The sequence below is a fragment of the Saccharopolyspora sp. NPDC003752 genome (assembly GCF_053605825.1).
This window is the reverse complement of record NZ_JBSGJZ010000036.1, coordinates 21,629-48,559: the sequence shown is the minus strand read 5'-3', so window position 1 is coordinate 48,559 and position 26,931 is coordinate 21,629. Positions and strand designations below refer to the sequence as shown.

Here is a 26,931-nt window from a genome sequence, read left to right as displayed (position 1 = left end):
GCGGAGCCGTTCTGAAACGACCCTCCAAGCCAGCCCCGGCGCTACAGCCGGGTGTGCGCGTCGATGTCGCGCTCGAACTCGGTGATGGCCTCCGCGGTGAGCGTGGGGCGGGTGTCCGCGATCGCCTGCAGGTACTCGTCGGTCGTCGCGAGGTCTCCGCGCTCGTGCAGCACGTCGCGCTCGAACGCGGTCTGCGCGCCCTGGCGCGCCGCGAACTCGATGTCCGCCGGGGTGAACAGCTCCGTCCGCTCCACCAGCAGGTCCAGGTCGACGTTGTCGCGCGCCGGGCCGAGGTAGCGGGACCAGATCGCCCGGCGCGCGGGCGGATCCGGCGGCCCCACCGGGATCAGGTAGTCGAACCGGCCCGGCCGCAGGAATGCCGGGTCCAGCGAGCTCACCGAGTTGGTGGCGCACACCAGCAGGCGGTGGTCGTGCTCGCGGAAGCCCGGGATGAGCTTGAGCAGCTCGTTGGTCACGCCGTGCGCGGCGCCCACCGCCGGGCTGGAGCGGGTCCCGGCGATCTCCTCGACCTCGTCGATGAACAGCACCAGGTCGTCGAGCTCCTCCAGCTCCGCGAACACCTCCCGCAGGGAGGCCGCCAGCCCGTCCGGGGAGGACGCGGCGAGGCGGGACGGGAACAGCTCCACGAACGGCCAGTTCAGCCGGGAGGCGATCGCTTTGGCGAAGCTGGTCTTGCCGGTGCCCGGCGGCCCGAACAGGACGATCGCCTTGGGCGGCAGGACGCCGTGGCGCTCGGCCTGCTCGTGGTGCGAGATCGGCAGCACGACCCGGCGTTCGATGACGTCCTTCTCCCGCCGCATGCCCGCCAGCGCGTCCCACCCGCCGGGCGGCAGGAGTCTGCCGCCCAGGTGTTCGAGGACGTCGAAGTCGGCGGGGTCGAGCTCCTGGACCTTCTCGAAGTAGGTCAGGTCGGTGCGGGGCCGGTAGCCGGAGTTCACCATCGCCCGGAAGCCCGCGGCCCCCTCCGACACCAGGCTGGCGATGCGGTGCACCCCCGCGCTGCGCAGCTTCTTCTCCAGCTCGGCCAGCAGCGCGCTGCCGATGCCGCGGTTGCGCCACCGGGCGTCGAGGGCGAACAGCGCCAGCCAGGCCCGGTCGCCCTCGACCTTCGCCGCCGCCATGCCGACGACGTCCTGCTGCACCACCGCGACCAGGGCCGGATGCCCGGCCCGCGCGAGCGACACCACCTCGGCGGCGGAGAACGCCGGCTCGCCGCCCTCCCTGCTCTGGTCCCAGATGTGGATCGCCTGGTCCAGGTCGTCGTCGTGGAAATCGCGCACCCGCCAAGTCGGCACGGCCCACCTCCCGGTCTTCCGCGCTGCGCGGCCGCGCCGGCCGCGAGCTTGTGTCGGGCAGTACGAGTCGGGATTTCCTGCGGTGCCGTGCCGCCTTCGCGCGGCGGCCGAATCGGCACTGGCAGAATTCTCCGCCGGGCATTCGGGGAAAGTCAAAGTGACATTTTCGATTTCGCAATAGGTCGCACCTATTTGCGCGCCGGGACTCCGTGTGCATGCGACGTCACGCGGTGTCGCAAGGCGGCTTTCGCATCCCGGGATAGGATGTTCCGCGGTCCTCTGGCGTTAGGTGAACAAAATGCTCTTCCGGCAGCTCGAGTACTTGGTGGCATTGTCGCGCGAACGGCATTTCGTGCGCGCCGCGCAAGCGTGCTCCGTTTCGCAGCCTGCGCTGTCCGAGGCGATTCGGAAGCTGGAGGAGGAACTCGACGTCCCGCTGATCCGCCGCGAGCGCCGTTTCCAGGGCCTGACGCCGGAAGGCGAACGCATCGTCCGCTGGGCCGAGAAGATCCTGGCGGACCGGGATTCGATGCGGCTGGAGGTGAACGCCCTGCGCACCGGGCTGACCGGTCAGCTCTCGATCGGCGTGATCCCGACGGCCGCGCCCGCGGTGCCGCCGCTCACGGCGCGGTTCTGCGCGGAACACCCGCTCGCCCGCGTCCAGGTCATGGCCGATCTGCCCACCGACGAGATCTTCCGGCGGCTGCAGAACTTCGAGCTCGACGTCGCGATCGGTTACCTCGCCGACGCCGAGGCGGCCGGCATGGTCAGCGTCGCGCTGTACCGGGAGCGGTACGTGCTGCTGACGCCCGCCGAGGGGGAGTTCGCCGCCCGCGAGTCGGTGACCTGGGCGGAGGCCGGGCGGGTGCCGCTGTGCCTGCTGACGCCGTCGATGCGCGGCCGGCGCACGCTGGACGGGGTCTTCGCCGAAGTCGGGATTTCGCCCGTCCCGCAACTGGAAACCGACTCGATCGCGGGCTTGTGCGCGCACGTCGCGATGGGGCGGTGGTCCAGCATCGTGCCCGCCCCGTTCGCCCGGGCCATCAGCGACACGGCCGGGGTGAAGGCCGTTCCGCTGGTGGCCCCGGACCACGAGGCGAGGGTCGGTCTGGTGACGACCGCGCGGGAGCCCGGGTCGGTGATGGGCCGGGCGTTCATCGAGGTCGCGCGGTCGGTGGATGTGGCCGGGGCGCTGGAGTGAGCCTCACGCCGGGTCCGGCCGCAGCCGCTCGGCGCCGCTGTAGACGTTCATCGAGGTGCCGCGCAGGAAGCCGATGAGGGTCAACCCGGCGTCCGCGGCCAGGTCCACGGCCAGCGAGGACGGTGCGGACACGGCGGCCAGCGCGGGGATCCCGGCCATCACCGCCTTCTGCACCAGCTCGAAGGACGCCCGGCCGCTGACCATCAGGACCGAGTCGCGAAGCGGCAGCCGGCCCGCGCGCAGGGCGTCGCCGACGACCTTGTCCACGGCGTTGTGCCGCCCGACGTCTTCGCGCAGGCACGTGAGCCGGCCGTCGGCGGTGAACAGCCCGGCGGCGTGCAGGCCGCCGGTGCTGTCGAACACCCGCTGGGCTTCCCGCAGCCGGTCGGGGAGGACGGCCAGCGTCGACGGCTCGATCCGCAGCGAGTCCTCGCCGAGGGGCCAGGTCGTCGTGGTGCGCACCGCTTCCAGGCTCGCCTTGCCGCACAACCCGCAGGACGACGTGGTGTAGAAGTTCCGCTCCAGCGACGCATCCGGCGGCGCGACGCCGGGAGCGAGGGCGACGTCCACGACGTTGTAGGTGTTGCCGCCGTCGGCGGTGGCGCCCGCGCAGTAGCGGATCGCGGCCACGTCGTCGGCCGAATCGACGACGCCCTCGCTGACCAGGAATCCGACGGCGAGGTCGAAGTCGTGCCCCGGGGTGCGCATGGTGACGGTGAGCGGGCGGCCGCCGACCCGGATCTCCATCGGCTCCTCGGCCGTCAGGGTGTCCGGTCGCTGCGATCGCACCCCGTCGCGGATGCGCAGCACCGGCCGTCGCACGGTCACTCGGCCCATCGTTGCGTCCTTTCCTGGATTTCACCGGGGATCCGGTGGGGTAGGTGGCTTCGGGAATGCCAGGCGGTGATCGAGAGGAACAGCAGGCCGGCGGCGGCCATGCCCGCCAGCAGGGCCGGGTACGGGGCCGCGTCCGCGGTGACGGCCAGGAACAGCGGCGTGAGGAAGCCGATGTAGGTGGTGCCGTGGTAGAGCGACACCGCGGAGGGCAGCGCCGGCGGCGGGGCCATCCGCCGGAGCTCGCGCAGGCCGGAGGCCGAGGTGAGGCCGTATCCGGCGCCGAGCAGGAGCGCCGCGGCCGACGCCAGGACGACGGAACCCCGGTACACGGCGTAGGAACCCAGCAGCAGCCCGGCGATCACGGTGGCCATGCCGGCGAGCGTCGCCCGCGCGTTCCGCGCGTGGTCCAGCAGGCGCGCCAGCGGCTGGACGGCGATGCCGGTGGTGAGCGTCAGGGCCGTGACCAACCCGCTGAACAGCGGCGCGTAGCCGGGAACCCGGTCGGCCAGCAGCGGCGGCAGCACGACGTAGGCGACCGTCGCGGCGGCGAACACGGCCGGGCTCGCCGGGAGGACCACGCGCAGGAATCGCGGATGCCTGGCCGCCGACCTGCCCAGCCCCCGGACGTGCCGGACCTTGGCCACCGTCACCGGGGAAGGCGCGGTTTCCGGTACCTGCCGCGTCGCGACGAGGCAGAGCAGGGCCAGCGCGGTGTGCACGAGCGCGGGGAACACCGCAGGCCAGGGCGACCACTGGGCGAGGACGCCCGCCACTAGGGCCCCTGCCGCCAGCCCGCCGCCGGTCGCGTTCAACGCGCGGCGCGGGCCCGCGCTCGGGCGCCCGAGATCGGCCGACAGCTCCACGATCCACGTGGTTCCCGCGGAGAGGACGACGCCGGCCGCGACGCCCGCGGCCAGCCGGCTCGCGTACACCGGGAGCTGCGACACCGGCGCCAGCGACAGCAGCGCGCTGGCGACGGCGGACAACGCGAGCGCAGGCCGGACGATCCGCCTGCCGCGCCGGTCCGAGGCGGGCCCGCCCAGCAGCAGGCCGGGGAGCAGGCCGAGCAGGTAGGTGGTGAACATCGCGGCGACCGGGATGTCGTGCCAGTGTCGCTCCGTGCGGTAGACGACGGCCAGCGGCGCGAACTGGTTCGCGCCCCACCCCGCGGTGAACACCGCGGCCGCGGCCGGCATCCAGCTGGACGCGGTGCGGTAGGTCGTCATGCCGGGTCGGCCCTTCTGGTTCGCGTGCGGAGGGATCCTGGCACGACGTGGTGTCCACATCGGATCGATCCGATGTGGACATTCCGCTGGCGGCGTCAGGCGCGGGGCTCCAGCCGGACCACGATTCCCTTTGAGGTGGGCGTGTTGCTGAAGTCGGCCACGCTGTCCAGCGGCACGAGGACGTTGGTCTCCGGGTAGTACGCGGCCGCGGAGCCGGGCGTCGTCGGGTACGCGACAACGCGGAAGTCGCGCGCCCGCCGCTCGACGCCGTCGTGCCACACGCTCACCAGGTCCACTGCGGCGCGGTCGGCGAGCCCGAGCGCGTCCAGGTCGACGGGGTTGACGAGCACGACCCGGCGGGCGTTGTGGATGCCCCGGTAGCGGTCGTTCGGCGCGTACGGGATGGTGTTCCACTGGTCGTGCGAGCGCAGCGACTGCAGCACGAGGTGCCCTTCGGGCGCGCTCAGCATCTCGAACTCGTTGCGGGTGAAGACCGCCTTGCCGCTGGGCGTGCGGAAGACCCTGCTGTTCACCGGGTTCGGCAGCGCGAACCCGCCAGGCTCCGCCACCCGCGCGTTGAAGTCCTCGAACCCCGGCACCACCCGCGCGATCCGGTCCCGGATCGCGCCGTAGTCCGCCTCGAACTCCTCCCACGGGATGTCGGGATCCGAGCCCAGCGTCAGCCGCGCCAGCCGGCCCAGGATCGCCACCTCGCTGAGCAGCATCTCCGAGGCGGGCTCCAGGCGGCCGCGCGAGGCGTGCACCACGCTCATCGAATCCTCGACGGTGACGAACTGCTCGGCGCCGGCCTGGACGTCGCGGTCGCTGCGCCCCAGCGTCGGCAGGATCAGCGCGATCTCGCCGCACACCGCGTGGGAGCGGTTCAGCTTGGTCGAGATGTGCGCGGTCAGCCGGCACCGGCGCATCGCCCGCTCGGTGATGTCGCTGTCCGGCGTGGCCCGCACGAAGTTCCCGGCGACGCCGAGGAAGAACCTGGCCCGGCCGTCGAGCATGGCCCGGATGGAATCCACCGAGTCCCAGCCGTGCTCGGTGGGCGGGGTGAAGCCGAACTCCCGCTCCAGCGCGTCCAGGAAGGACTGCGGCATCTGCTCCCAGACGCCCATGGTGCGGTCGCCCTGCACGTTGCTGTGCCCGCGCACCGGGCAGACCCCGGCACCCGGTTTGCCGATGTTCCCGCGCAGCAGCAGGAAGTTGACGACCTCGCGGATGGTGGGGACGCCGTGCTTCTGCTGCGTCAGGCCCATCGCCCAGCAGACGATGACGCTCTTGCTGGCCAGCACCCGGTCGAGCCCCTGCTCGATCTCCTCGCGGGTCAGCCCGGTGGCGGCGCGGATCTCGTCCCAGGAGATCTGGCGGGCCTGCTCGGCGAACTCCTCGAAGCCGGTGGTGTGCGCGCGGATGAACTCGTGGTCGAGCACGGTGCCCGGGGCGGCGTCCTCGGCCCCCAGCAGCAGCCGGTTCAGCGCCTTGAACAGCGCGAGGTCGCCGCCGGGGCGGATCTGCAGGAACTGGTCGGCGATGGCGGTGCCGCGGCCGACGATCCCGCTGGCCTTCTGCGGGTTCTTGAACCGGATCAGCCCGGCCTCGGGCAACGGGTTCACGGCGACGACCTGCCCGCCGTGCCGCTTGGTCTCCTCCAGCGCGGACAGCATCCGCGGGTGGTTGGTGCCGGGGTTCTGGCCGACGACGAAGATCAGGTCGGATTCGTGGATGTCGTCCAGGCTCACGCTGCCCTTGCCGATGCCCAGCGTCTGCTGCATCGCGAAACCGCTGGACTCGTGGCACATGTTGCTGCAGTCGGGCAGGTTGTTCGTGCCGAACGCCCGCGCGAACAGCTGCAGCAGGAACGCGGCCTCGTTGTTGAGCCGGCCGGAGGTGTAGAACAGCGCCTCGTCCGGGGAGCCCAGCGCGCGCAGCTCGTCCGCGAGCAGGCCGAGGGCGTCGTCCCAGGTGATCGGCTCGTAGTGGTCCGATCCGGGCCGCTTGACCATCGGCTCGGTGAGCCTGCCCTGCTGGTTGAGCCAGTAGTCGGACTTGCGGCCGAGCTCGGAGACCGGGTGCTGGCGGAAGAAGTCGGCGGTGACCCGGCGGGACGTCGCCTCGTCGTTGACGTGCTTGGCGCCGTTCTCGCAGTACTCGTTGAGGTGCCGCTGCTTCGGACCGGGTTCCGGCCACGCGCAGCCGGGGCAGTCGATTCCCTTGGCCTGGTTGAGGTTCAGCAGCGTCAGCATGGTCCGCCGGACCGACGTCTGGCCCAGCGAGTACTCCATGGCGTGCGCCACCGCGGGCAGTCCCGCCGCCCAGGTCTTGGGCGGGGTGACCGAGAGGGCGTCCTCGCCGGGATCTTCGATCTTGCTCATGTCGTGGCCAACCCCTCGTCCATTTCCGAATTCCGCCGCACTTTTCCAGCGTTCGGCACCGGCGGGAGAAAGTCAAAGAGGGAGCGGTGATGATCTGATAGGCGCCGTTTATCGACTCCGGTCCGGCCGGTGATAGGCATTGCTTATCGGCTGGTAGGGGACTCCGCTTTGACCATTCGGACCCGATATCGGAAACTGGAGACCGACCGGGATTTCCGCATCGCCGAGAATTGCGAACAGCACGAGGCGTTCCGTCGGCGGTGCGCCGGGCGGGGAATCAGATGAATCTCGTTGCACGAATCGGTGCCGAGGCGCCCGCGAAGAGTTGGGCGCAGGCGCGGGACGCCGCCAGGGCCGCCGGGGAGCCGCTGCCCGCGGTTGCGCGCGAGCTCGCCGACGCGCTCGGCCACGCCCTCGCCGAACCGCTCGTCGCGCTCACCGACCTGCCGCCGTTCGACACGTCCGCAATGGACGGTTGGGCCGTGGCGGGGCCGGGGCCGTGGCGGCTCGGCGGCACCGGCGTGCTGGCCGGCGGGCGGCCGGAGCCGCTGGCGGAGGGCACCGCCGTGAGCATCGCGACCGGCGCCGAGCTGCCACCCGGCCCGATCGCGGTGCTGCGCAGCGAGCACGGCGAGGTGGAGAGGTCGGCCCGGATCCTGTTCGACCGCGCGCCGAGCCCGCCCGCCCCGGGCCGCGATGTCCGGCCCCGGGGACAGGAATGCCGCTCGGGCGAGCCGCTGCTGCCGGCGGGTGCGACGGTCACGCCCGCCGTGCTGGGCCTGGCCGCGGCGGCCGGGTACGACAGGCTCGTCGTCCACCGGCGCCCGACGGTGGAGCTGCTGGTCCTCGGTGACGAACTGCTGGACTCCGGCCTGCCCCGCCGAGGCGCGGTCCGCGACGCGCTGAGCCCGCTGCTGCCGCCGATGCTGCGAACCGGCGGCGACGTGATCGGCCGGCGCCGGATCGCCGACGACTTCGAGCTGCTGCACGACGCGATCCGGCACTCACCGGCCGACGTCGTGGTCACCACCGGCAGCACCGCCGCCGGTCCCGTCGACTTCCTGCACGCAGCGCTCGCCGAGACCGGCGCCCGGCTGCTGGTCGACTCCGTCGCCGTGCGGCCAGGTCATCCGATGCTGCTCGCCGAGCTTCCGCCAGCCGCGGACGGGCAGAACCGCCGGCTCGTCGGGCTCCCCGGCAACCCGCTCGCGGCCGTCGCGGGAACGGTGACGCTGGCCTTGCCGCTGCTGCGCCGCCTGAGCGGTCGGCCGGACGCGGAGCCGCGACGTGTCGACGTCCCGGTCGAGCTGCCCGGGCATCCGCGGAGCACCAGGCTGCTGCCGGTGCGGCTCCGCGAGAACGCGGCCGCGCCGCTTCCCTTCGACGGTCCCGCGATGCTGCGCGGCCTCGCGCTCGCCGACGGCCTCGCGGTGGTCCCGCCCGGCGGCCTGCCCACCGGCTCCACTGTGGACGTGCTGGAGGTGCCGCGACCGTGATCACCCGGCGGGCCGCGACGCCGCCACGGTGACCTTGAGGTGCTTCATCAGCGGCTGGTCGCTCTGGGTGCTGCAGTCGCCGATGGCGCAGAGGACGTTCATCTCGGGCATGTAACCGGCCGCGCAGCCGCGCGGGATCTCGTAGGGGATGGCCTTGCACCGGCGCAGCGTGCGGGTGCTGCCATCCCAGGCCGTGCTGGCGATGTCGACGTCGTCGAACCGGCGGATGCCGCGGGCGCGCATGTCGTCGGCGTTCATGAACACCAGCGTGCGATGATCGCCGGCTCCGACAGCAGGTGCGGCGACGCGGGGCGCTTCATGCCCACCGACAGGTGCACCATGCTCATCGAATCCTCCACCGACGTGGCCTGCAGGCCGCGGCGCTGGTGGTCCTTCTCCGTGCGACCGAGGCACGGCAGGATCAGGAACTCGGTCACGCTCTAGGCGGCGCCCCAGCCGGCGGCCGGGTGGTGGGAGGGCCGGAACTCCGGCTGCGCAGCGTCCTGGTGCTTGCCGTCTCGCTCGTCCATGACCACGCTCCCGCAGGTCTCGCACCGACCACCGCATCCCACCACCGCGCCTGGGCAGCGGAAAACCGGCACCGGATCGGTGCCCCGGCGCGGAAGGCTGTTGCCGCCGGCCGGAATCCGGTCTCGGGGTAGTTCGCGGTGCTATCGCCAATGTCCGGAGCACAGTCGGGCCGGGACTTCGGCCCCGATCGGCTAGGCGAGCTTTTCGGCCACCGCTCGGATCCATTCCTCCGACCACGTGAGCTCACCGGACCGCAGCGCCGCCAGCACGCCCTCGACCCATTTCAACTCCGCCTCGCGGACCGCGATCGAGTATTCCTCGTCCAGGAGGAACAGTCGCGGCAGCTCCGGCGCGGCTCGGAGGGCCTCGCGGTCGGCCGCCAGCGAGGTGGCCAGGTCGGCCGCCCGCTTCGCCAGGCCGGCCGTCACGTCATCCGGGGTCAGGACCATGAGGGTGGCGAGCGCGGCCGGGAACTCCGGGAACTCGCGGGCCGGGCTCGCGAGCATCTCGGCGGTCCAGGTGCGCAGTGCGTCCCGCCCGGCGTCGGTGATCTCGTAAACAGTGCGTTCCGGCCTGCGCTCGTCGCGGGCGGTCTCCCGGACGGCGATGAGCTCGGCGCGCAGCAGGCGGTCGATCGTCTGGTAGACGCTGTTGCGCTGCGCCACGTTCGCGATCCGGTCCTTGCCGCGCTCCTTGATCATCTCGCGCATCCGGTACGGGTGCATCGGCTCCTCCGCCAGCAGGGAAAGCAGCACGAGTGCCAGCACGGACCGCCGATGGATGCTCCTCGCCATGGGACAGACCTTAGCGCCCTTGTCCGACGAGTCATTTTATGTATAGTCATAATATGACTAAAGTGAAGGCATTGATCATCGGCGGCGGCGTGGCGGGGCCGGTCACGGCGATGGCGCTCCAGAAGTCCGGCATCGACGCGACCGTCTACGAGGCGTACGACCGCGGCGCGGATGGCGTCGGCGCGTTCCTGACCCTGGCTGTCAACGGCATCGCCGCGCTCGGCACGCTCGACCTGCACGCGATCGTGCGCGACAAGGGGTTCGCGACCACGAAGATGTCCATCGGCATGGGCGGGGGGAGACCCATGGCGGAGTTCGGCTTCGGCGCAGCGCTACCCGACGGGACCGGCACGCAGACCATCACCCGCGCCGCGCTCTACGGCTCGTTGCGGGACGAGGCCGTGCGGCGCGGCATACCGATCGAGTACGGCAAGCGGCTGGTGGCCGCGACGCCGGAACGGGACGGCGTGACCGCCACCTTCGCCGACGGCAGCACCGCGCACGCCGACCTGCTCATCGGCGCCGACGGCCTGCGCTCGACCGTCCGCACGATCATCGACCCGAACGCGCCGGCGCCGAGGTACGTGCCGCTGCTCAACACCGGCGGCTATGCCAAAGGACTGCGGCTCGACGCCGGACCCGGCGAGATGCACATGGTCTTCGGGCGCGGCTGCTTCTACTGCTATCTCGTCCACCCCAACGGCGACGTGTGGTGGTTCGCCAACCCGCGCCAGCCGAAGGAGCTGTCGAGGGAAGAACTGGCCGCCGTCAGCGAGGATCAGTGGCGCGCCGAACTGCTCGACCTTTTCGCCGAGGACGACGGCCCCGCCCGCGACCTCGTCACCGCGAGCGACGAGCTCTTCGCTGGCTGGAACACCTACGACTTCCCGAAGGTGCCGACCTGGCACCGCGATCGGATGATCATCATCGGCGACGCGGCACACGCCACCTCGCCGGCGTCGGGCCAGGGCGCGTCGATGGCGATCGAAGACGCGGTCACGCTCGCGAAGTGCCTGCGCGACGCGGACGGCGTGGCCGCCGCTTTCGCCGCGTACGAGTCGCTGCGCCGTGCGCGGGTGGAACGTGTTGTAGCGCAAGGGAAGCGCAACGGCGACGGCAAGACGCTCGGTCCCGTGATGCGGCACGTGCTGCCGCTGATCTTCAAACTGCACAAGCCGAACCCGGAGTCCATGGACTGGATGTACGGTCACCGCATCGACTGGGACTCACCGGCGACGTCCGCGCGGTGACCCCGGCGGCCCGGCGAGGGGTCGCGCCTGAGTCTTGGCGTGAATCCGCAGGCATGCGACGCCGTCGAGCGGAATCTGGGAGGAGAAGCATGGAGATCGGGCTGAATCGGCTGATCGACGAGGACCTGGCCGCGCACGTCGAGGAGAGCAGGCAGTTCAACGCCGCCTCGCGGGCAGCCGCCGCTGACCAGCCGATGCCCGATCCGGCCACGCCCGAGGGCCTGCGGCAGATCCGCGAGCGGCTGGCCTCCACCGCCCGGTCCGGCGGCAAGGCCGTCGACCGCCTCGTCGAGGCGGGCGGGCGCCAGGTCTCGGTGCGCATCACCCTCCCCGAGGGAGGAGAGATCCGCGGAGCCTTCCTCGACATCCACGGCGGGGGTTTCTACCTCGGATCGGCGGCCTGGGGCGACGACAGCAATGCCCGCTTGGCGGAGTCACTCGGGGTGGCCGTCGTGAGCGTCGACTACCGGTTGGCGCCCGAGCACCCGTGGCCCGCGGCTCCCGACGACTGCGAAACCGCCGCCCGATGGCTCGTGGAGCACGCCCAATCCCTGTTCGGCACGGGGAAAGTGGCGATCGGCGGAGCGTCGGCGGGAGCCAATCTGACCGTGGCCACCCTGCTCCGCCTGCGGGCCCTGGGCCTGGCCGAGCGGTTCGCCGGTGCGGCCCTGCTGTACGGGGCCTACGACCTGAGCGGGCGATCTCCGGGCGGTCGGCTGATCGCGGATGAGTTCTTCATCCAGGCGTACGCGGGTCACGTCGCCGACCGCACCGACCCCGACGTCTCCCCGCTCTACGGTGATCTCGCCGGTCTGCCACCGGCCCTGCTCGTCGTGGGCGGACTGGACAAGGCCCTCGACGACAACCTGGCGATGGCGGCCCGGCTCTCCGCCGCGGGCGGCGACGTGGACGTCCGGGTGTACCCCGAGTCCGGGCCGGGCTTCATCTCCTTCCCGACGGCGATGGCCGCTGCCGCCGTTCGGGATGTCGAGTCGTGGCTCGGCGACCGGCTGGCCGAGGAGTAAGGCCGTACCTCAGGAAGAGGGCCGGGATTCGTCGAGCAAGCCCAGGTAGCGGCTGAGGTGGGTGGCCGCGTCGAGCATGGCGCGGCCCTGCGCCGTGAGCTTCCGCTGCCAGTCGGCCAGGGCGCGGGACAGCGCCTCGGTGCCGCCGGCGGTCCGGATCTGCTGGACCACGGTGGAGATGTGCTCCAGCGGGTAGCCACCGCGCCGGAGCAGGTGGGCGAGCTCGGCGTCGCGGATGTCGCCCGCGCGGTAGCGGCGGTATCCGGTGGCCGGGTCTCGCGCGGGGACGAGGATGCCGGCGTCCTCCCAGTTGCGCAGGGTCGCGGGCGTGACGCGGAGCCGGTGCGCGAGTTCGCCGATGTTCAGCGGCACGGCGGCTTCCGGCCGGTCTGGGGCGGCATCGGGCTCCGCCGTCAGGTGGTCCACCGCTTTCCGCACCGCATCGAGGGTTTCGCGGTCGCGGAGCAGCTGGCCGTGGCCGCGATCGATGATCAGCAGGGCGTTGTCGAGCGCGTCGTCGTGGAGCGCGTTCATGATCCGGCCGCCGGCCGCGTGGCCGTACGCCGAGACGAGGGCGAGATAGGCGCGCAGGGCTGCCGCGTGCACCGCGGTGTAGACCCGGTAGCCGCTGTGCGTGCGCTCGGCGGGCGGGAGGTACCCGTCCCGCTCGTAGTTGCGCACCGCCTGGGTCGAGATGCCGTGCTCGCGCGCGAGGTCGGCTGGTCGCAAGTTTCTCACCGGTTTGAGACTTTACCGCATGAATCCGCGACCAGTGCATCGGAAGTGTCAACTGAGCTTTCAAAGATACGATTCAGGAGCATGAGTCAGGACATCAACGACTTCGTGACCCCGCCGTGCGACCTGCTGGCCTTCGGCGAGCCGACGCACTTGGAACGGGCCTTCGGACGGCTCCGCAACCGGCTGTTCGCCCAGCTGGCCGACCGGGGCTTCCGGTCGATCGCTCTCGAAACCGATCGCGTGGCCGCGCTCGCCGTGAACGACTACGTCCAGGGAGGAGCTGACACCCTCGACGCGGCGATGGGCGAGGGTTTCTCCCACGGCTTCGGGGAATTCGACGCCAACCGGCGGCTGGTCGCCTGGATGCGCGAGTACAACGAGAGCCGCCCCGCCGAACAACGACTCGTCTTCCACGGCTTCGACGCCGCCATGGAGACGATGAGCGCGCCCAGCCCGCGCAGCTACCTCGAATTCGCCCGTGGCTACCTGGGAATCGACCTCGACGTCGCGAGCCTCGCCGGTGACGACGAGCGGTGGAGCCGCACGGAGGCGATCCTGGACCCGGCCATGTCGGTCGGCGCCACCGCCGAGGCGGAGACGCTGCGATCGATCGCCGACGACATGCTCACCGCGTTCTACGTGCGCGCACCGGAACTGATCGCGGCGACATCGCGCGTCGAGTGGATCAGGGCCAAGACGCACCTCACCGCCGGTCTCGGCCTGCTGCGCTACCACAAGCAGTCGGCGAAGCGCCTTGAGCAGAGCGCGCGGGTCGCCGGCCTGTCCGCCACTCGGGATGCGCTCATGGCCCAGAACCTCTTGGAGATCCGGGACATCGAGGCCCGCCGCGGCGCGACGCTGGTCTTCGCGCACAACCTGCACCTGAAGCGGGGCCCGAGCTACATGCGCTTGGGAGACATGGACATCAACTGGTCCGGGGCCGGCGCCATCCTCGCTTCGCTGCTCGGCGAGCAGTACGCCTTCGTCGCGGGCAGCCTTGGCCGCAGCGCCGCCATCGGCCTCGGGGAGCCCGAGCCGGACACCTGCGAGGGCATCCTGCAGGGCCGCATCACCACCTGGGGCCTGACGAAGGCCGCCTCGGTCGCGGCGGCCCGCACGCGTACCGACATCACGCCGGAGCAGGGCTACTTCCCGCTCGACGAGGCGATCCTCGGCGCGGCTGACGCGATCTTGCACATCGCCGACGGCGCGATCCCGGAGTGACGTGACCGGAGCTGCGGGCGGGGCCGTCACCCGCGGGCCAGTGCTGCCGTTCGCGGGATTGCCGTGCGATGATCCACGTCGCTACTATCCACCAAAACGGTTTTGATGGTTACGTCGAGGTGCGTTTGAGATGACCGACCGACTCGCCGAGCACGCGCCCCCGGGGCCCCGCGATCGCAGTGCGCACAACACGCTGGTCCTGGTGGTGTTCACCGCGATCACCAACCTGGCCGACGGCGTGATCAAGATGGCGTTGCCGCTGATCGCGACGACGCTGACGGACTCGCCCGCCGCGGTGGCGGCGGTGTCGATGACGCTGACGCTCCCGTGGCTGCTGACGGCGCTGCACGTGGGCGTGCTGGTCGACCGGTTCGATCGCCGGAAACTGTTGTGGCTGGCCAACTCGCTGCGCCTGCTGACGCTCGCCGCGCTGCTGTTCGGCCAGTTCTCCGGCGCGATCGGCCTGCCGCTGCTGCTGGTCGGCGGGGCGGTGCTGGGCATCGCGGAAGTGGTCGCGCTGACCTCGGCGATGGCATTGACGCCGACGGCGGTCGGCCCGCGCTGGCGGGAACGGGCCAACGCCTGGATCACCGGCGCGGAAACGGTCTGCAACGAGTTCTGCGGCCCGTTCGTCGGCGGCCTGCTGCTCGCCGCCGGAAGCGCCTTCGCGCTCGGCGCCACCGCCGCCGGGTACGTGCTGGGCACGGTCTTGCTGGTGTTCCTCGTCGGCCGGTTCCGCGTGCCGCGGACGGCCGGGCGGGAACCGGCGAGCGTGAGCCGCCAGATCGGCAGCGGCCTGCGGTACCTGTGGCGGCAGCGCCTCCTGCGGCTGATGGCCCTGGTCCTGACCGTGCTGTGCTCCTGCTGGGGAGCGTGGCTCGCGCTGATGCCGCTGATGGCGACCACGGTGCTGGGCCTGGACGCCCGCGAGTACGGGGTGCTGCTGAGCGCGCTCGGCATCGGCGGCCTGGTCGGCGCGCTGACGGTCACCGCGGTGAACCGGCTCATCGGCCGCCGGTGGGCCCTGTTCGCCGACCTCGTCGGCACCCTGGCGATGGTGGCGGCGCCGGTGCTGACCACGGACCTGTGGATCTTGGCAGTGGGCGCGTTCCTGGGAGGCATGGGCGGCACGCTGTGGGCGGTCAACGCGCGCACCATCGCGCAGTACCTGGTGGACCCGGAGATGATGGGCCGCTACAGCGCGGCGGCGCGGCTGTTCAGCTGGGGCGCGATGCCGGTCGGCGCCGGAGTGGGCGGGCTGCTCGCGGAGTTCGCCGGCATGCGCGCGACCTTCGCCGTGTTCGCCCTGGCGGTCCTGATCATCATGCCGTTCTTCCTGCGCTCGGTGACCCCGCAGGTCCTGGCCGGCGTCGAGGAGGCCAAGCGGCGCCAACTAGCGGAAGTCGTTGCCTGACGCGCGGAACGCGGCTTCCCGCCGCAATTTCCATTGAAATCGAACCTTCGATTTCAATGGAAATTGCGGACCGCTCTGTGCCGCGGGAGGTTCGGTCAGATGGTGTAGGTGGTGCCCGCGTGGACGATCTCCACGGGGCCGTCGAAGGCGTCGCGGGCTTCCCGGGCCAGCGCGTCCTGGTCGGTCCACGGCGAGTAGTGGGTGAGCAGCAGCCGTCGGGCCCCGGCCGAGGCCGCCGGGGCGCCGACCTGCTTGCCGGACAGGTGCATTCCGGTGGGCTGGTCGGGGAAGTCGAGCCAGGACGCCTCGGACAGCAGCACGTCGGCGCCCTCCGCGAGCTTGGTGATCCCGTCGCTGGGACCGGTGTCGCCGGTGAAGGCGAACACCCGGCCTTCCGCCTCGACGCGCAGGCTCCAGGTCGGGCACAGGTGGTCCACCGCGAACGCCCGGACGCTCGCGCGCACCCCGGTCGTGGCGACTGCGGCCCCCGATCGGGTGCGGCGGCTGCCTGCGCGATGATCGGGAGGTGGATGCAAACGCCCCGGACGGCCGCGCCGGCATCGACGCCGCCCTGGTGGAACGCCTCATCGATGCGCAGTTCCCGCAGTGGAGCGGCTTGCCCGTGACGCCGGTGGAGGTCGACGGCTGGGACAACCGGACCTACCGGCTCGGCGCGGACATGACGGTGCGGCTGCCCACCGCCGCCGGCTACGTTCCCGCTATCGCCAAGGAAACCCGCTGGCTGCCGCGGCTCGCGCCGTCGCTGCCGGTCGCCGTGCCGCCGATCCTGGCGGAGGGAGCCCCGGGCGAGGGCTACCCGTTCCCGTGGTCGGTGCGCGGGTGGTTGCCCGGTGAAACAGCCGATCGGGGCCGCATCGACGACATGTCGCAGTTCGCCGCTTCGCTGGCGGAGTTCATCAAGGCCCTCCAGCGCTGCGACGCCACCGGAGGCCCGCTCGCCGGGGCCCACAGCTTCTACCGGGGCGCTCCGGTGCGCCACTACGACGAGGAAACCCGCCGCTGCCTGGCGATCCTCGGCGAGCGCGTCGACTCCGCCCGGGCCGCCGCCGTCTGGGACGCCGCCCTGGCGACCGAATGGCGCGACGAGCCGATCTGGTTCCACGGCGACGTCGCCCACGGGAACCTGCTGGTGGACAACGGGAATCTCGCGGCCGTGATCGACTTCGGGACCTCGGGCGTCGGCGACCCGGCCAGCGACCTGGTGATCGCGTGGACGTTCTTCTCCGGCGAGAGCCGCCGGACGTTCCGCGACGAGGTGGGCCACGACGAGGCGACCTGGGCGCGCGCCAGGGGCTGGGCTCTGTGGAAGGCCCTGCTGACGCTCACGGAGTGCATCGACGAGGACCCGGAAGGAGCCGCCGTCCAACGGCTCGTGATCGACGAAGTCCTCGCCGATCACGACCTCTTCGGCGGCTGACCGTCTCTTGTGGACTGAGGTGCGGGGCGCGCGAACAGCGGGCGTGATCTGCGGATCACCACCGCCGTGCCGCCCTAGCGGGTAGGTTGCGGTGTGCGGTGGGTGCGATCCAGGGGATTCGCCCGCCGCTGCACCCGGTGTTCGCCGAGCCGCGGAGGGAAAGGTGGCCGAAGACATGCGCCCGGCCGACGATGCCGTTCTCGCGGAAGAGGAACAGGACGTCGTCGACGTCGCGGCTGAGCACGACGAGAAGCCGCAGCCGGTCTTCCGCAACGTCGAGGAGTTCGTCGTCTACCGGTTCCTGCCGATGTACTGCCGACCGCTGGGCGACTACCGGTGGTGCGCGCAGTGGTGGAAGCACTCCGAAGCCGTCTCGCGGTTCCACGCGCTGTGGCACGCCTGGGAGGTGCTGCGGTACGAACCGGGGACGGGCATGGCCGTGTGGTACCGCGATCACCTCGATCCGCACCTGGAGGTCCTGCTCTCCAGCAAGGGCCCGTTCAGCCCGGAGCACCACCAGGATCCCGTGCCGCTGCCTTCCGTTCCGGCTCCCGCGGGCCGGTTACGAACTCGCCGGGCTGCTCCGGCGACGCGGCGAGTTCGACGAAGCGGACCGCCTGACCACCCGGGCGATCCGTCACGAAACCCGCGCGGTGAGCGACTCGATCTCCGCGCACATCCGCTGAACCCGAGGAGTGGTGCTGGTGCGGTTCGAGGTGTTGGGACCGGTGCGCCTGGCGCGTGGCGGCGGTGCTGCGGTCGCGGTGCCCGGCGAGTTGCGCCGTCGGCTGCTGGCGATGCTGTTGGCGCGAGCCAACGAGCCGGTCTCCGCGGACGCGCTGGTCCGGGCGTTGTGGCCGGACGGGGCCGCCGAGGACCGGCGCGCCCGGCTCCAGCTCCAGGTCCACCGGCTGCGGGGCCTGCTGGACGATCCGGGGCGGTTGGGGTTCGGCCCGGAGGGCTACTGGCTGCGGGTGCTCCCCGGTGAGCTGGACGCCGACCGGTTCGGTGCGCTGCTGGGCGAAGCGGAGCGCTCCGACGACCCGCGGCGCAGCGCGGCGCTGATCCGCGAATCGTTGGCGCTGTGGCGCGGCGAGCCTTACCAGGGCGTGGACGTCGCGGATCTGCACGGCGAGGTGCAGCGGCTCGTCGAGCGCAGGCTGGCGGCGTTCGAGGAGCTGTACGCCGCCGAGATCCGTTGCGACCGGGATGCCGCGATCGTCGGTGAGCTCGCCGACCTCGCCGGACGGCATCCGCTGCGGGAACGACTGCACGCGCTGCTGATGACGGCCCTGTACCGGGGAGGGCGGCAGGCCGACGCCTTGGCGGTCTACCGGGACGCGCGAAAGATCCTGGTGTCGGAGCTCGGCATAGAGCCGGGGCCGCAGCTGCGATCGTTGGAAGCGACGATCCTGGCCGGACGGCCGCTGGAGCTGGACCCCGGGCCCGCCCGCGCCGACCCGGCGCCGGTGAGCGCGCACCGGCAACTTCCAGCTGATATCAGCGACTTCTGCGGTCGCCGGGAACAGCTGCGGGTGCTGCACGAGGAGTTGTCGTCGTCCGGAAGCCCGACGGCCGTGGTGATCCGGTCGATCGAGGGCATGGGCGGGGTGGGGAAGACGCGGCTGGCGCTGCACACGGCGCACCGGTTGGTGTCCACCGGCCGGTACGCGGACATCCAGCTGTACGTAGACCTGCACGGGCATGCCGACCGGCTGCCCGCGTACCCGGCCGCGGTGCTGGCGTCGTTCCTGCGGCTGCTGGGCGTGCCGGGGGACCAGATCCCGGACGGGCTGGACGAGCGGGCGGCGCTGTACCGCGACCGGCTTTTCGGCAGGAAAGCGCTGGTGTTGCTGGACAACGCGGCGAGCGAGGACCAGGTGCTCCCGCTGCTGCCCGCGAGCCCGGAAAGCCTGGTGCTGATCACGAGCCGACGAGCGTTGGCGGTGGATGGATCCCGCGCGCTGGTGCTCGATGCGTTCACCCGCGCCGAAGCGGAAGAGCTGTTCGTGCGGATGGTCGGCGAAGACCGGGTGCTGGCCGAGCCGGCGGCGGTCGAACGGGTCGTCGAGCTGTGCGGTCGGCTGCCGCTGGCGATCGCGCTGGTCGCCCGCCGCATGCAGTCCCGGCCGGGGTGGTCGTTCGCGGAGCTGGCCGGCCGGCTGGCCGAGCCCGGCAACCGGCTGGCGGAGATCGCGGCCGGAACCCGAAGGCTCCGGCCGGTGTTCGAGCTGTCCTACCGTGCCCTCGCGGCCGACGAGCAGCGGGTTTTCCGGTTGCTGGGACTGCATCCGGGCGAGGACTTCACCGCCCACTCCGTCGCGGCGCTGGCGGATGTGACACCCGCGGCCGCCCGGCGGATGCTCGATGGCCTGGCGGACGAGCACCTGGTGATCGCCACCGGCGGCGACCGCTACCGCCTGCACGACCTGCTCGCCGACTACGCCCGCGCGGTCGTCGAGCAGGAGGACTCCGCCGACCAGCGGCGCGAGGCGACCGGGCGCCTCCTCGACTACTACCTCCACACCGCGGTCGCGGCGATCCAGACCATCCAGCCGCGAAAGGTGCGGTTCAGCCTCACCGGCAGCGAACCCGCGCACGGCCCCGTCCTGGAAACCCGCGAACAGGCCGAGACGTGGTTGCGAGCCGAACGTGCCTGCCTCATCGCCGCGGTCGCCTGCGCCGCGGACGAGGGCCGGTCGACGCATGCCTGGCAGCTCGCCAATGCGATGTGGAGCTTCTTCCTGCTCGACACCTACTACGAGGACTGGGCGGAGACCCATCGCATCGGGCTCGCCGCCGCCACCGCCGCCGGCGATCACGAAGGCCAGGCGGTGATGCTCACCTGGCTAGGCGGCGTGTACACGCTGCAGGGCGACTACGACGACGCCCGCGACCTGCTGGAGAAGTCGCTGGCCCTGCAGGAGGGCCACGACGACGATCTGAACATCATCGCCCACTTCTGGCTCGGCCTGCTCCACCACCGCACCGGCCGGTATCCCGAAGCCGTGCACCACACGCAGCGATCGATGCGAATCGCCGCCGCCCTGTTCCCGCACCGCGAGGCGCCGGCCGACCTCGGCGCCCAGTACGTGATCGACGCGAACCGCGACTTCGAACGGGCGGTGGCCGGTTACACGCAGGCCAGGCAGACCGGCGATCTCGCCGAGGAGGGGCGCTTCCTGGCCGATCTGTGCAACGCCTGCCGACGGCTCAACATGCTCACCGACGCGCTGGACTGGGGCGAGCGAGCCGTGGCGATAGCCGGGGAATGCGGATCGGCGACCCTCGAAGCCCACGCCAGGCGCATCCTCGGCGTCCTCTACGGGGAAATGGGACGCATCCGCGAGGCGCAGGCGGAACGAGCTCGCGCGCTCGCCCTGGAACAGCGGTCGACCTGATCACGGCCGCGCCGACCGTGATCTCGGGGATTCGGCCCAACTCGCCGCAGCCGCCGCGAAAGCGCGAGGAAAGCGCGGCTTGCGACGATCTTCGGATGCTGACGGCCGGCTCGGATGCAGGGGGAGTCCGAGACGGCCGATCCGAATCGACGAAGCGGGCAGGGCCGTCGCAGGGCGGGCGTTGGCCGTGACGTGATCGGTTTCAGCCACGTCGGTTCCGCGGAGGCGCACCTGTTCGGAGAACGCTGGGGAACAAGGGGGGTTCAGGTTCGAATCCGGCCGTGCCGACGCAATTGGAGGCCCGCCGATCAGCATGCGAATGCCGATCGGCGGGCCTTGCGCCGCTGTGCTTGTTCCGCCGGACCGCCGCAACGGCTCGGGTTCAGGTGGCGAGCCTCGCTTGCCACCACTCGACGGTCTTCGCGAGCGCTTCCCCGGCCGGGGTGGGCTCCTCCTCGAACGCTTCCGAGTAGGCGCTGGAGTCGATCACGAACGGTGAGTCGAACTGGTAGCGGATCTCGTGCAGCTCGCGGACCAGCGGGGACACCACGCCGATCGCTCGCAGCGCCCACCACGGCAGGGCGGACACGCGGGGCGTCGCGAGGCCGGCGATCCGGCACATCTCCTCGACGGCCTGACGCGCCGACATGGGCGGCGCGGTGGGCACGTGCCACGCGCGGCCCCATGCCCGCTCTTCCGCGGCCAGCCGCACCAGGGTGCGCGCGACGTCGGGCGCGTAGGTCCAGCTGTGCGCCGCGTCCGGGTCGCCGAGGACCTGGACGGGCCGTCCCCGCAACAGCTTGGGCACGACGCGCTCGGCCAGGTGACCGCCCGCCGTCACGCCGGGGCCGATGAAGTCGGACGCGCGTGCTTCCGCCACGCGGACGCGTCCCTCCTGGTGGCGGGCCAGGGCGTCCCGCCAGACGCGGGCCCGCGCCTCGCCCTTGCGGAATCGGGCGTTCAGCGGGAGATCTTCGGTCATGGGAGCGTTCGTCGGGCCGTACGCGTAGAGGTTGCCGGTGAGGACCAGAACCGCGCCGGTGCGTTCGGCGGCATCGAGCAAGCCGGCCGACAACCGCGGCCAGTCCTGGATCCAGCGGTGGTAGGGCGGGGCGGCGCAGTTGTAGATGGCCACCGCTCCGGCGCTGGCCGCGGCGAGCTGCTCAGCATCGCCGGCGTCCAGCGCGACGTGCTCGATCGAGCCTTCGGCGGGACCGCCGGAACGGCTGATCAGGCGAACTCGATGGCCCTGCTGCGCGAGCAGATTCGCCGTGGCGACGCCGATCGGCCCCTTGCCGACCACGATGTGGACGGACATCCGGTCACCTCCCTTTCGACGCCGACGACGCTACCGTCCGGCGGCTCCCGGTGTTGCGCGGATCGGGGCTTTCGCCGTGCGTGGCGAAACTCCCCGGCGCGCTGGTGCGACCGGGTGACTCGGCGTTGATCCGTTCTGGGTGATCGAGTCCGCCTATTCGGCCGATGGCGTCCGGGATACGCTTTCGGCTCAGCGGGAGTGGTTCGGGGCGTTGGAGTGATGTGTGGTGGCCGTGCAGCGGGAAGATCTGGTCCAGGAGGCCAGTGACGCCGTCTTGATCGACGCCGTGCGCGGCGGGGACACCGATGCGTTCGGGGCGTTGTACGAGCGGCACGTCGGCGCGGCTTACACGATGGCGCGGCAGGTCACCAAGTCGCAGGCCGAGGCCGACGACGTGGTGTCCGAGGCGTTCGCGAAGGTGCTCGGGCTGCTGCGGGACGGGCGCGGGCCGACGGACGCCTTCCGGGCCTACCTGCTGACCGCCGTGCGGCACGGCGCCTACGACCGGGCCAACAAGGCGAAGCGGACGCAGGCCGTCGACGACTTCGAGACGGTGCCGGACATCGACATCAGCCAGCCGTTCCGCGACCCGGCCGTGGAGAACGAGGAGCGCTCGCTGATCTCGCAGGCGTTCAACCGGTTGCCGGAGCGCTGGCAGATGGTGCTCTGGCACGTGGAGATCGAGGGCGAATCGCCGTCGAAGGTCGCGCCGATGCTGGGCATGACGGCCAACGGCGTTTCCGCGCTCGCCTACCGGGCCCGCGAGGGCCTGAAGCAGCAGTACCTCCAGGTGCACCTGATGCGCATGGACGCGGAGGCCGTCGAGTGCCGGTCGGCGATCGACCGGCTGGGGTCGTGGACCCGCGAGGGCCTGTCGAAGCGGGAGACGACGCAGGTCAACGAGCACCTGGGCAAGTGCGACCGGTGCGCGGCGCTGGCGGCCGAGCTGATGGAGATCAACGGCGTGCTCAAGGCGTTCATCGCCCCCGTGGTGCTGGGCGGGACCGCGTCGGCCACCGGATACCTCGCGGTCTCGGGCAGCGGGAGCCTGGTCGGCGCCGGGGTGGTCGGCGTGATGCGGTCGAATCCGCGCAAGAGCATGGCGGTGGGCGGCGCGGTGCTGGCCGCGCTGGCGGCGCTGGGCATCGCGCTGGCGGCGAACCAGGCCGATCCGCCCCCGCTGGCCGCCGCACCGGTCGACCCGGAATCGCCGACCCAGCAGTCGCAGGGCCAGGCCGCAACCCCGCCGCCGACGGCTCAGCCCAACCCGGCTCCGCCGCCCGCCCCGCCCGCGCCGCCGGCTCCCGGGCAGCAGCCGGTGCCGGGGACTCCGATGGAAGACGGCGTGCCGTTGCTCCCGCCGCTGCCGCTGGTGCCGCCGGGTCAGCAGCACATCGCCGACGTCGAAGCGAATCTCCCGCTGCCGTTGCTGAACCGGAGCGTGGCGGTGGATCTCGACGTCGACCGGGACCGGGTCCAGCTGGACGCCGGCGTGACCCCGGGCTAGTGCCGCACCGAGGAACGGCGCATTCCGCGTCCGCTTGATCGCTCACCTCGACAGCCGGTGGTGTTCGTTCGCGAGTGGGAGCCGGCGCAGTCGCAGCAGCTGGTCAGGATCGTCCGCGTCCGCCATGACGAACAAGAGCGCGCCGCCCGCGCATGCGTGATCATCGCCTACAGCGCGAGCATCGCCGCGGCGACCTCATCGGCGGCCGCGTCGGGGATCGCGGTCGCTGCCTGTACGAGCACGAGCAGCCGCGCGCGAGCGCCTCGCCGTTGCCGACCGGGAAGAACGCGTCGCGACGGCCGTGGCCGGGTCGTGAGTGTTTTGGATCGCCATAGCAGTCCAAAGTGCTCACGACCCAGCGGGCGTCACCGGCCACCCGGAGCTCCGCAGGGGCTTGGCGGCGCGTCGTAGCCGGGCGAGAGCTCCGCGTGCGGCGCCCTGAGTGCCATGATCGGGATTGTCGGGGGTCGCAAGTACGTTCGTCGCGTCACGTCGTTGCGGCGTGGAATCCGCTTGGTGCATTGGAGATGGTGTTGGAAGCTTGGGAGACGTCGAGCACGGCGCGGGTGCTGCCACCCGCGCGGCCGCGCAAGCTCGCCAAGGTGCCGTTCGTCGAGCTGGCGGACGGGCGCTTGCAGGGCGTGGTGTCCAGCGGGTCGGACATCGAGCGGGTCTACGTCTCGTCGGTCGCGGCCGGTGACCACGCGTTCGCCTGCAGCACCAACAACAACCGGCCCTGCGGCGGTGCTCGCGGCTCGTTCTGCAACCACATCCGGGCCCTGATCAACGAGGCGGTCCTGCAGTACGGCGCCGGGCGCGTCGCGCGCTACCTGAAGGTCGAGATCGCGGACGAGGAGGCGGGCGCTCTCGCCATCGCCGACGGCATGAGCAGCGCGAATCCGCCGCAGGCCGACAGCAAGGCCGCCGCGACCGTCTTCAGCCGGTTCTTGCGCCACCTGGCCTACCTGGAGCTCGCCCCGTCCACCGCGCCGCTGCCGGAGATGCAGTGGTTCCCGCCGACCAGGGCGGTGGCGTGATGCGCGCCGATCTGCTCGCCGAAACCATCGCCGGGCTCGACGAAGCCCTGGCGGCCGTCGACGCCTTCGACCGCGCGCTCGCCGGCGGCCTGCTCCGGCCGCAGTCGGCCCAGGCCGCGGAACTGGCCGAATTCGCCGACGCGGTCGCGGGAACGCCGCTGTCCGCTGCGGTCGCCGAGGCGGCCGACAAGGCGGCGGCCGGCGCCGCCGGCGAAGACCACTTCGTCGCCCTCGCCGCCGCCCGCACCGCGCTGCTCGGCTCCGTCCACGATGCACTGATGGCCCGGGTGGCGGAGGCGACCGGCCGGGCCGCAGGCGACGATCCGGGCCCGGCGACCGGCGGGCAGCACGGGCCGAACCTCCTCGCGGCCGCCCGGTCCTGGCTGTCCGACCTGGCGCGATCCGGGTGGCGGGGCATCGACCACGACGTGGTCTCCGCCTCGGCGCAGGTCGTCTCCGCGATGCTGCCGGACCCGGCGCTGCGCCGGTTGGCGTCGCTCCTCGACGGCTTCGCCGCCGAACTCGCGGCGTCCTGCCCGGGCACGGCGCTGGCGCGCATCCCGGCGCGTCGCTGGGCAGACCTGTGGTCGCGCGCGATGCTGCTGACGCTGCCCGGGGCGGCCGACGTGCCGGAGACCGGCACCGCCACCGGCCGGCTCCTGCCCCTCGGCGTGGACGTGCACGAGCACGCGACCGCGGTGCAGGCCCAGGTCCACGCGGTGTTCGAACCCGCCGACGGCGCCGCGCCCCGCCTGGTGCGGGCGAGCGTGTCGGCGCCCAAGCCCGACACCATCGTCGGAGCGGGCCTCTGGCAGCTGCTCCGCCCGCACATGTCGCTGCTGGCGGCCGTCAGCGAGGGCCGCTCGATGGGCCTCGACGGCATGCCGATCACCGCCGAGGGCGACCTGATCTGGAGCGACGAGCACGCCCGCCAAGACGAGCCCGCCGACGCCTTCGCGACCGCCCGCGTGGCCCTGGCCACCGCGACCGTTCCGGCGACCGCGCCGCTGGACCGGCACCCGGCGCGCATCGCCGTGCCCGTCTTCCTGGAGGGCTACGTCGCCGAAGTGGACGGCGACGCAATGGTTTTCACCATCGCCGGGCACCGGTTGGCCGTCGACGCCGACCGCATTCCGGCCGCCGGGCCGCTCACCCCCGAAGCCGTCGCGGCGTCGAGCGCGTGCATCGGCCTGCTCCGCTGGGATTCCGGAGCTTTCGGCATCCAGCCGCTCGCCGTCGAAACCACCAAGCGGAAGAAGGCCGTCGCGGTCCACGCCGGGGCGTGGGCCGGTGGCACCACCGACAAGGCCGGTGTCAAGGCGGAGAAGGCCGCCACCGACGCCGCAGCGGTGCTGCGCGAGCGCGCCGGGAGGCTGTTGCGGAAATGACCGAAGAGACCATCTCCCACGACAACCGCCGCCAGGTCCTGTACTGGCGGCTGCTCGCCCGGCTCTTCGACGACGAGGAGCAGGCGACGCTGGAATCCGCGAGCGTCGCCGTGGTCGAGGACATCGGCCTGCCGCCCGCGCTGCTGGATCCGCAGGTCTCCGTCGACTCGATCGTGCAGCGCCATCCGGACCTGGCCGCCGAGTTCGACGGCCTGATGACGCCGGAGTCCACATCGGACGATGGCGAGCGCGACCGGGCCGCCGAGGTGCGGCGCGCGGCGCTGGTGTCGAAGGTGCTGCTCAACGTCTTCAACTCCGGCAGCGGCACGGTCACCGCGGGACAGCTGTCGCGCTGGCAGTCGGATGCGGGCTGGCTGGAACGCGCGCTCGGCTGCAAGCCGGGGGAGCTGCGCGGCTGTCGATCCGGTGGCTCCGGCGGTGCGCACGGCCTCGGCCAGGAGCTCGGCGACATCGAGGCCGACCTGGTCAAGCGGATGCACCTCCGCGAGGTGCTGGCCGATCCCGCGCTCGCCGCGCAGCTGACCCCGAGCATGTCGCTGATCGAGCAGTTGTTGCGGGACAAGAGCAACCTGTCCGGCGTGGCGCTGGCCAACGCCAAGGCGCTGATCCGCCGCTTCGTCGACGAGGTCGCCGAAGTCCTGCGCACCCAGGTGGAGAAGGCCACCGTCGGCGCCGTGGACCGCTCGGTCCCGCCGAAGCGGGTGTACCGGAACCTGGACCTCGACCGCACGATCTGGAAGAACCTCACCAACTGGAGCCCGGAGGAGGAGCGGCTGTACGTCGACCGCCTCTTCTACCGGCACACCGCCCGCAAGACGACGCCGCAGCGGCTGATCGTGGTCGTCGACCAGTCGGGCTCGATGGTCGACTCGATGGTGAACTGCACCATCCTGGCGTCGATCTTCGCCGGGCTGCCGAAGGTCGACGTGCACCTGATCGCCTACGACACGCAGGCGATCGACCTCACGCCCTGGGTGCACGACCCGTTCGACGTGCTCCTGCGCACCAACCTGGGCGGCGGGAACGACGGCCCGGTGGCGATGGCCATGGCCCGGCCGAAGATCGCCGAGCCGCAGAACACCGTCATGGTCTGGATCTCGGACTTCTACGAGTTCGACCGCTCGCAGCCGCTGTTCGAGGGAATCGAGGCGGTCCACCGGTCGGGCGTGAAGTTCATCCCCGTCGGCTCGGTGACCAGCTCCGGCCGCCAGGAGGTCAACCCCTGGTTCCGCGAGCGCTTCAAGGCCCTCGGCACGCCGGTGATCTCCGGCCACATCCGCAAACTCGTCCAAGAACTCAAGACATTCCTCGGGTAGGAGACCGGTTTCCGGCCTCGCTCCCGCAGGTACGGAGGCCGTGCGCGTTTTGGGGCGCCCAGGCACCCCAAA

General features: G+C 71.8%; 23 protein-coding genes and 1 pseudogene. 13 read left to right on the top strand and 11 right to left on the bottom strand.

Going from position 1 to position 26,931, the window contains the following annotated elements; genetic code table 11:
* Positions 1-41: 41 nt before the first annotated feature.
* Complete coding sequence (locus ACWEV3_RS33665) at positions 42-1,316, bottom strand: ATP-binding protein (protein WP_452617755.1); 1,275 nt, start codon at positions 1,314-1,316, stop codon at positions 42-44.
* Positions 1,317-1,614: 298 nt separating this feature from the next.
* Here ACWEV3_RS33665 and ACWEV3_RS33660 point away from each other — a divergent pair, with 298 nt between their 5' ends.
* Positions 1,615-2,517 (top strand): LysR family transcriptional regulator, encoded by a 903-nt coding sequence (locus ACWEV3_RS33660; RefSeq protein WP_452617754.1) that lies wholly within the window; start codon positions 1,615-1,617, stop codon positions 2,515-2,517.
* A gap of 3 nt (positions 2,518-2,520) precedes the next feature.
* Here the strand turns inward: ACWEV3_RS33660 and fdhD are convergent, their stop codons facing one another.
* From fdhD to ACWEV3_RS33645, 3 genes are all read right to left on the bottom strand, one after another.
* Entirely contained in the window at positions 2,521-3,354 is an 834-nt protein-coding gene (gene fdhD, locus ACWEV3_RS33655; RefSeq protein WP_452617753.1) for a formate dehydrogenase accessory sulfurtransferase FdhD, read from the bottom strand.
* Positions 3,342-4,580: an MFS transporter gene (locus tag ACWEV3_RS33650; RefSeq protein ID WP_452617752.1), complete on the bottom strand. Its 1,239-nt coding sequence runs from the start codon at positions 4,578-4,580 to the stop codon at positions 3,342-3,344. The genes fdhD and ACWEV3_RS33650 overlap by 13 nt, the downstream gene beginning before the upstream one ends.
* A 95-nt stretch (positions 4,581-4,675) precedes the next feature.
* Positions 4,676-6,961, bottom strand: coding sequence for an FdhF/YdeP family oxidoreductase (locus tag ACWEV3_RS33645; protein ID WP_452617751.1), 2,286 nt, complete (start codon positions 6,959-6,961; stop codon positions 4,676-4,678).
* 281 nt (positions 6,962-7,242) lie between these two features.
* On the opposite strand from ACWEV3_RS33645, the gene ACWEV3_RS33640 reads away from it, so the two are divergent.
* Positions 7,243-8,457 (top strand): molybdopterin molybdotransferase MoeA, encoded by a 1,215-nt coding sequence (locus ACWEV3_RS33640; protein WP_452617750.1) that lies wholly within the window; start codon positions 7,243-7,245, stop codon positions 8,455-8,457.
* Here ACWEV3_RS33640 and ACWEV3_RS33635 read toward each other — a convergent pair whose 3' ends face one another.
* The 3 genes from ACWEV3_RS33635 to ACWEV3_RS33625 all read right to left on the bottom strand — a co-directional run bounded on the left by ACWEV3_RS33635 (position 8,458) and on the right by ACWEV3_RS33625 (position 9,782).
* Complete coding sequence (locus ACWEV3_RS33635; RefSeq protein ID WP_452617749.1) at positions 8,458-8,715, bottom strand: hypothetical protein; 258 nt, start codon at positions 8,713-8,715, stop codon at positions 8,458-8,460.
* Positions 8,712-8,894, bottom strand: a complete 183-nt coding sequence (locus ACWEV3_RS33630) for a hypothetical protein (RefSeq protein ID WP_452617786.1) — start codon at positions 8,892-8,894, stop codon at positions 8,712-8,714. Before ACWEV3_RS33630 ends, ACWEV3_RS33635 begins: the two co-directional genes overlap by 4 nt.
* 285 nt (positions 8,895-9,179) lie before the next feature.
* Entirely contained in the window at positions 9,180-9,782 is a 603-nt protein-coding gene (locus tag ACWEV3_RS33625; RefSeq protein ID WP_452617748.1) for a PadR family transcriptional regulator, read from the bottom strand.
* A gap of 53 nt (positions 9,783-9,835) precedes the next feature.
* On the opposite strand from ACWEV3_RS33625, the gene ACWEV3_RS33620 reads away from it, so the two are divergent.
* The gene (locus ACWEV3_RS33620; RefSeq protein WP_452617747.1) at positions 9,836-11,032 is read left to right on the top strand and encodes an FAD-dependent oxidoreductase; all 1,197 of its coding nucleotides are present in this window, start codon (positions 9,836-9,838) and stop codon (positions 11,030-11,032) included.
* An 89-nt stretch (positions 11,033-11,121) separates the two neighbouring features.
* Positions 11,122-12,057 carry an alpha/beta hydrolase gene (locus ACWEV3_RS33615; RefSeq protein WP_452617745.1) on the top strand — a complete coding sequence of 312 codons (936 nt, stop codon included), beginning with the start codon at positions 11,122-11,124 and terminating at the stop codon, positions 12,055-12,057.
* 9 nt (positions 12,058-12,066) lie between these two features.
* Here the strand turns inward: ACWEV3_RS33615 and ACWEV3_RS33610 are convergent, their stop codons facing one another.
* Positions 12,067-12,795: a TioE family transcriptional regulator gene (locus ACWEV3_RS33610; RefSeq protein ID WP_452617744.1), complete on the bottom strand. Its 729-nt coding sequence runs from the start codon at positions 12,793-12,795 to the stop codon at positions 12,067-12,069.
* 81 nt (positions 12,796-12,876) lie between these two features.
* Between ACWEV3_RS33610 and ACWEV3_RS33605 the strand changes: the two genes are divergently transcribed.
* Positions 12,877-14,019, top strand: coding sequence for an erythromycin esterase family protein (locus ACWEV3_RS33605; RefSeq protein ID WP_452617743.1), 1,143 nt, complete (start codon positions 12,877-12,879; stop codon positions 14,017-14,019).
* A gap of 130 nt (positions 14,020-14,149) precedes the next feature.
* Positions 14,150-15,433 carry an MFS transporter gene (locus tag ACWEV3_RS33600; RefSeq protein WP_452617742.1) on the top strand — a complete coding sequence of 428 codons (1,284 nt, stop codon included), beginning with the start codon at positions 14,150-14,152 and terminating at the stop codon, positions 15,431-15,433.
* Positions 15,434-15,528: 95 nt separating this feature from the next.
* Here ACWEV3_RS33600 and ACWEV3_RS33595 read toward each other — a convergent pair whose 3' ends face one another.
* Positions 15,529-15,897 carry an MBL fold metallo-hydrolase gene (locus ACWEV3_RS33595; RefSeq protein ID WP_452617741.1) on the bottom strand — a complete coding sequence of 123 codons (369 nt, stop codon included), beginning with the start codon at positions 15,895-15,897 and terminating at the stop codon, positions 15,529-15,531.
* Positions 15,898-15,959: 62 nt separating this feature from the next.
* Here ACWEV3_RS33595 and ACWEV3_RS33590 point away from each other — a divergent pair, with 62 nt between their 5' ends.
* A complete protein-coding gene (locus tag ACWEV3_RS33590) occupies positions 15,960-16,871 on the top strand; it encodes an aminoglycoside phosphotransferase family protein (RefSeq protein ID WP_452617740.1) in 912 nt (303 codons plus the stop codon).
* A 55-nt stretch (positions 16,872-16,926) separates the two neighbouring features.
* On the opposite strand, the gene ACWEV3_RS33585 is transcribed toward ACWEV3_RS33590, so the two are convergent.
* Entirely contained in the window at positions 16,927-17,268 is a 342-nt protein-coding gene (locus tag ACWEV3_RS33585) for a hypothetical protein (protein ID WP_452617785.1), read from the bottom strand.
* On the opposite strand from ACWEV3_RS33585, the pseudogene ACWEV3_RS33580 reads away from it, so the two are divergent.
* Both ACWEV3_RS33580 and ACWEV3_RS33575 read left to right on the top strand, forming a co-directional pair.
* Positions 17,194-17,349 (top strand): annotated as a pseudogene (locus ACWEV3_RS33580) (DUF4913 domain-containing protein); the annotation flags it as partial. The gene ACWEV3_RS33585 and the pseudogene ACWEV3_RS33580 overlap by 75 nt on opposite strands.
* Positions 17,350-17,575: 226 nt before the next feature.
* The gene (locus ACWEV3_RS33575; protein ID WP_452617739.1) at positions 17,576-20,272 is read left to right on the top strand and encodes a BTAD domain-containing putative transcriptional regulator; all 2,697 of its coding nucleotides are present in this window, start codon (positions 17,576-17,578) and stop codon (positions 20,270-20,272) included.
* Between the two features lie 382 nt (positions 20,273-20,654).
* Here the strand turns inward: ACWEV3_RS33575 and ACWEV3_RS33570 are convergent, their stop codons facing one another.
* Complete coding sequence (locus ACWEV3_RS33570; protein ID WP_452617738.1) at positions 20,655-21,590, bottom strand: NAD-dependent epimerase/dehydratase family protein; 936 nt, start codon at positions 21,588-21,590, stop codon at positions 20,655-20,657.
* A 223-nt stretch (positions 21,591-21,813) separates the two neighbouring features.
* Between ACWEV3_RS33570 and ACWEV3_RS33565 the strand changes: the two genes are divergently transcribed.
* The 4 genes from ACWEV3_RS33565 to ACWEV3_RS33550 all read left to right on the top strand — a co-directional run bounded on the left by ACWEV3_RS33565 (position 21,814) and on the right by ACWEV3_RS33550 (position 26,859).
* The gene (locus ACWEV3_RS33565; RefSeq protein ID WP_452617737.1) at positions 21,814-23,097 is read left to right on the top strand and encodes a sigma-70 family RNA polymerase sigma factor; all 1,284 of its coding nucleotides are present in this window, start codon (positions 21,814-21,816) and stop codon (positions 23,095-23,097) included.
* Positions 23,098-23,624: 527 nt separating this feature from the next.
* A complete protein-coding gene (locus ACWEV3_RS33560) occupies positions 23,625-24,134 on the top strand; it encodes a hypothetical protein (RefSeq protein WP_452617736.1) in 510 nt (169 codons plus the stop codon).
* On the top strand, positions 24,104-25,522 hold the full coding sequence (locus tag ACWEV3_RS33555) for a hypothetical protein (RefSeq protein ID WP_452617735.1): 1,419 nt from the start codon (positions 24,104-24,106) through the stop codon (positions 25,520-25,522). Before ACWEV3_RS33560 ends, ACWEV3_RS33555 begins: the two co-directional genes overlap by 31 nt.
* A complete protein-coding gene (locus tag ACWEV3_RS33550; protein WP_452617734.1) occupies positions 25,519-26,859 on the top strand; it encodes a VWA domain-containing protein in 1,341 nt (446 codons plus the stop codon). Before ACWEV3_RS33555 ends, ACWEV3_RS33550 begins: the two co-directional genes overlap by 4 nt.
* Positions 26,860-26,931: the final 72 nt, after the last annotated feature.

Coding starts and splice junctions, on each gene's coding strand:
- ACWEV3_RS33660 (WP_452617754.1), top strand. CDS start 1,615: ATGCTCTTCCGGCAGCTCGAGTACTTGGTGGCATTGTCGCGCGAACGG.
- fdhD (WP_452617753.1), bottom strand. CDS start 3,354: ATGGGCCGAGTGACCGTGCGACGGCCGGTGCTGCGCATCCGCGACGGG.
- ACWEV3_RS33650 (WP_452617752.1), bottom strand. CDS start 4,580: ATGACGACCTACCGCACCGCGTCCAGCTGGATGCCGGCCGCGGCCGCG.
- ACWEV3_RS33645 (WP_452617751.1), bottom strand. CDS start 6,961: ATGAGCAAGATCGAAGATCCCGGCGAGGACGCCCTCTCGGTCACCCCG.
- ACWEV3_RS33640 (WP_452617750.1), top strand. CDS start 7,243: ATGAATCTCGTTGCACGAATCGGTGCCGAGGCGCCCGCGAAGAGTTGG.
- ACWEV3_RS33635 (WP_452617749.1), bottom strand. CDS start 8,715: ATGAACGCCGACGACATGCGCGCCCGCGGCATCCGCCGGTTCGACGAC.
- ACWEV3_RS33625 (WP_452617748.1), bottom strand. CDS start 9,782: ATGGCGAGGAGCATCCATCGGCGGTCCGTGCTGGCACTCGTGCTGCTT.
- ACWEV3_RS33620 (WP_452617747.1), top strand. CDS start 9,836: ATGACTAAAGTGAAGGCATTGATCATCGGCGGCGGCGTGGCGGGGCCG.
- ACWEV3_RS33615 (WP_452617745.1), top strand. CDS start 11,122: ATGGAGATCGGGCTGAATCGGCTGATCGACGAGGACCTGGCCGCGCAC.
- ACWEV3_RS33605 (WP_452617743.1), top strand. CDS start 12,877: ATGAGTCAGGACATCAACGACTTCGTGACCCCGCCGTGCGACCTGCTG.
- ACWEV3_RS33600 (WP_452617742.1), top strand. CDS start 14,150: ATGACCGACCGACTCGCCGAGCACGCGCCCCCGGGGCCCCGCGATCGC.
- ACWEV3_RS33570 (WP_452617738.1), bottom strand. CDS start 21,590: ATGTCCGTCCACATCGTGGTCGGCAAGGGGCCGATCGGCGTCGCCACG.
- ACWEV3_RS33560 (WP_452617736.1), top strand. CDS start 23,625: ATGGTGTTGGAAGCTTGGGAGACGTCGAGCACGGCGCGGGTGCTGCCA.
- ACWEV3_RS33550 (WP_452617734.1), top strand. CDS start 25,519: ATGACCGAAGAGACCATCTCCCACGACAACCGCCGCCAGGTCCTGTAC.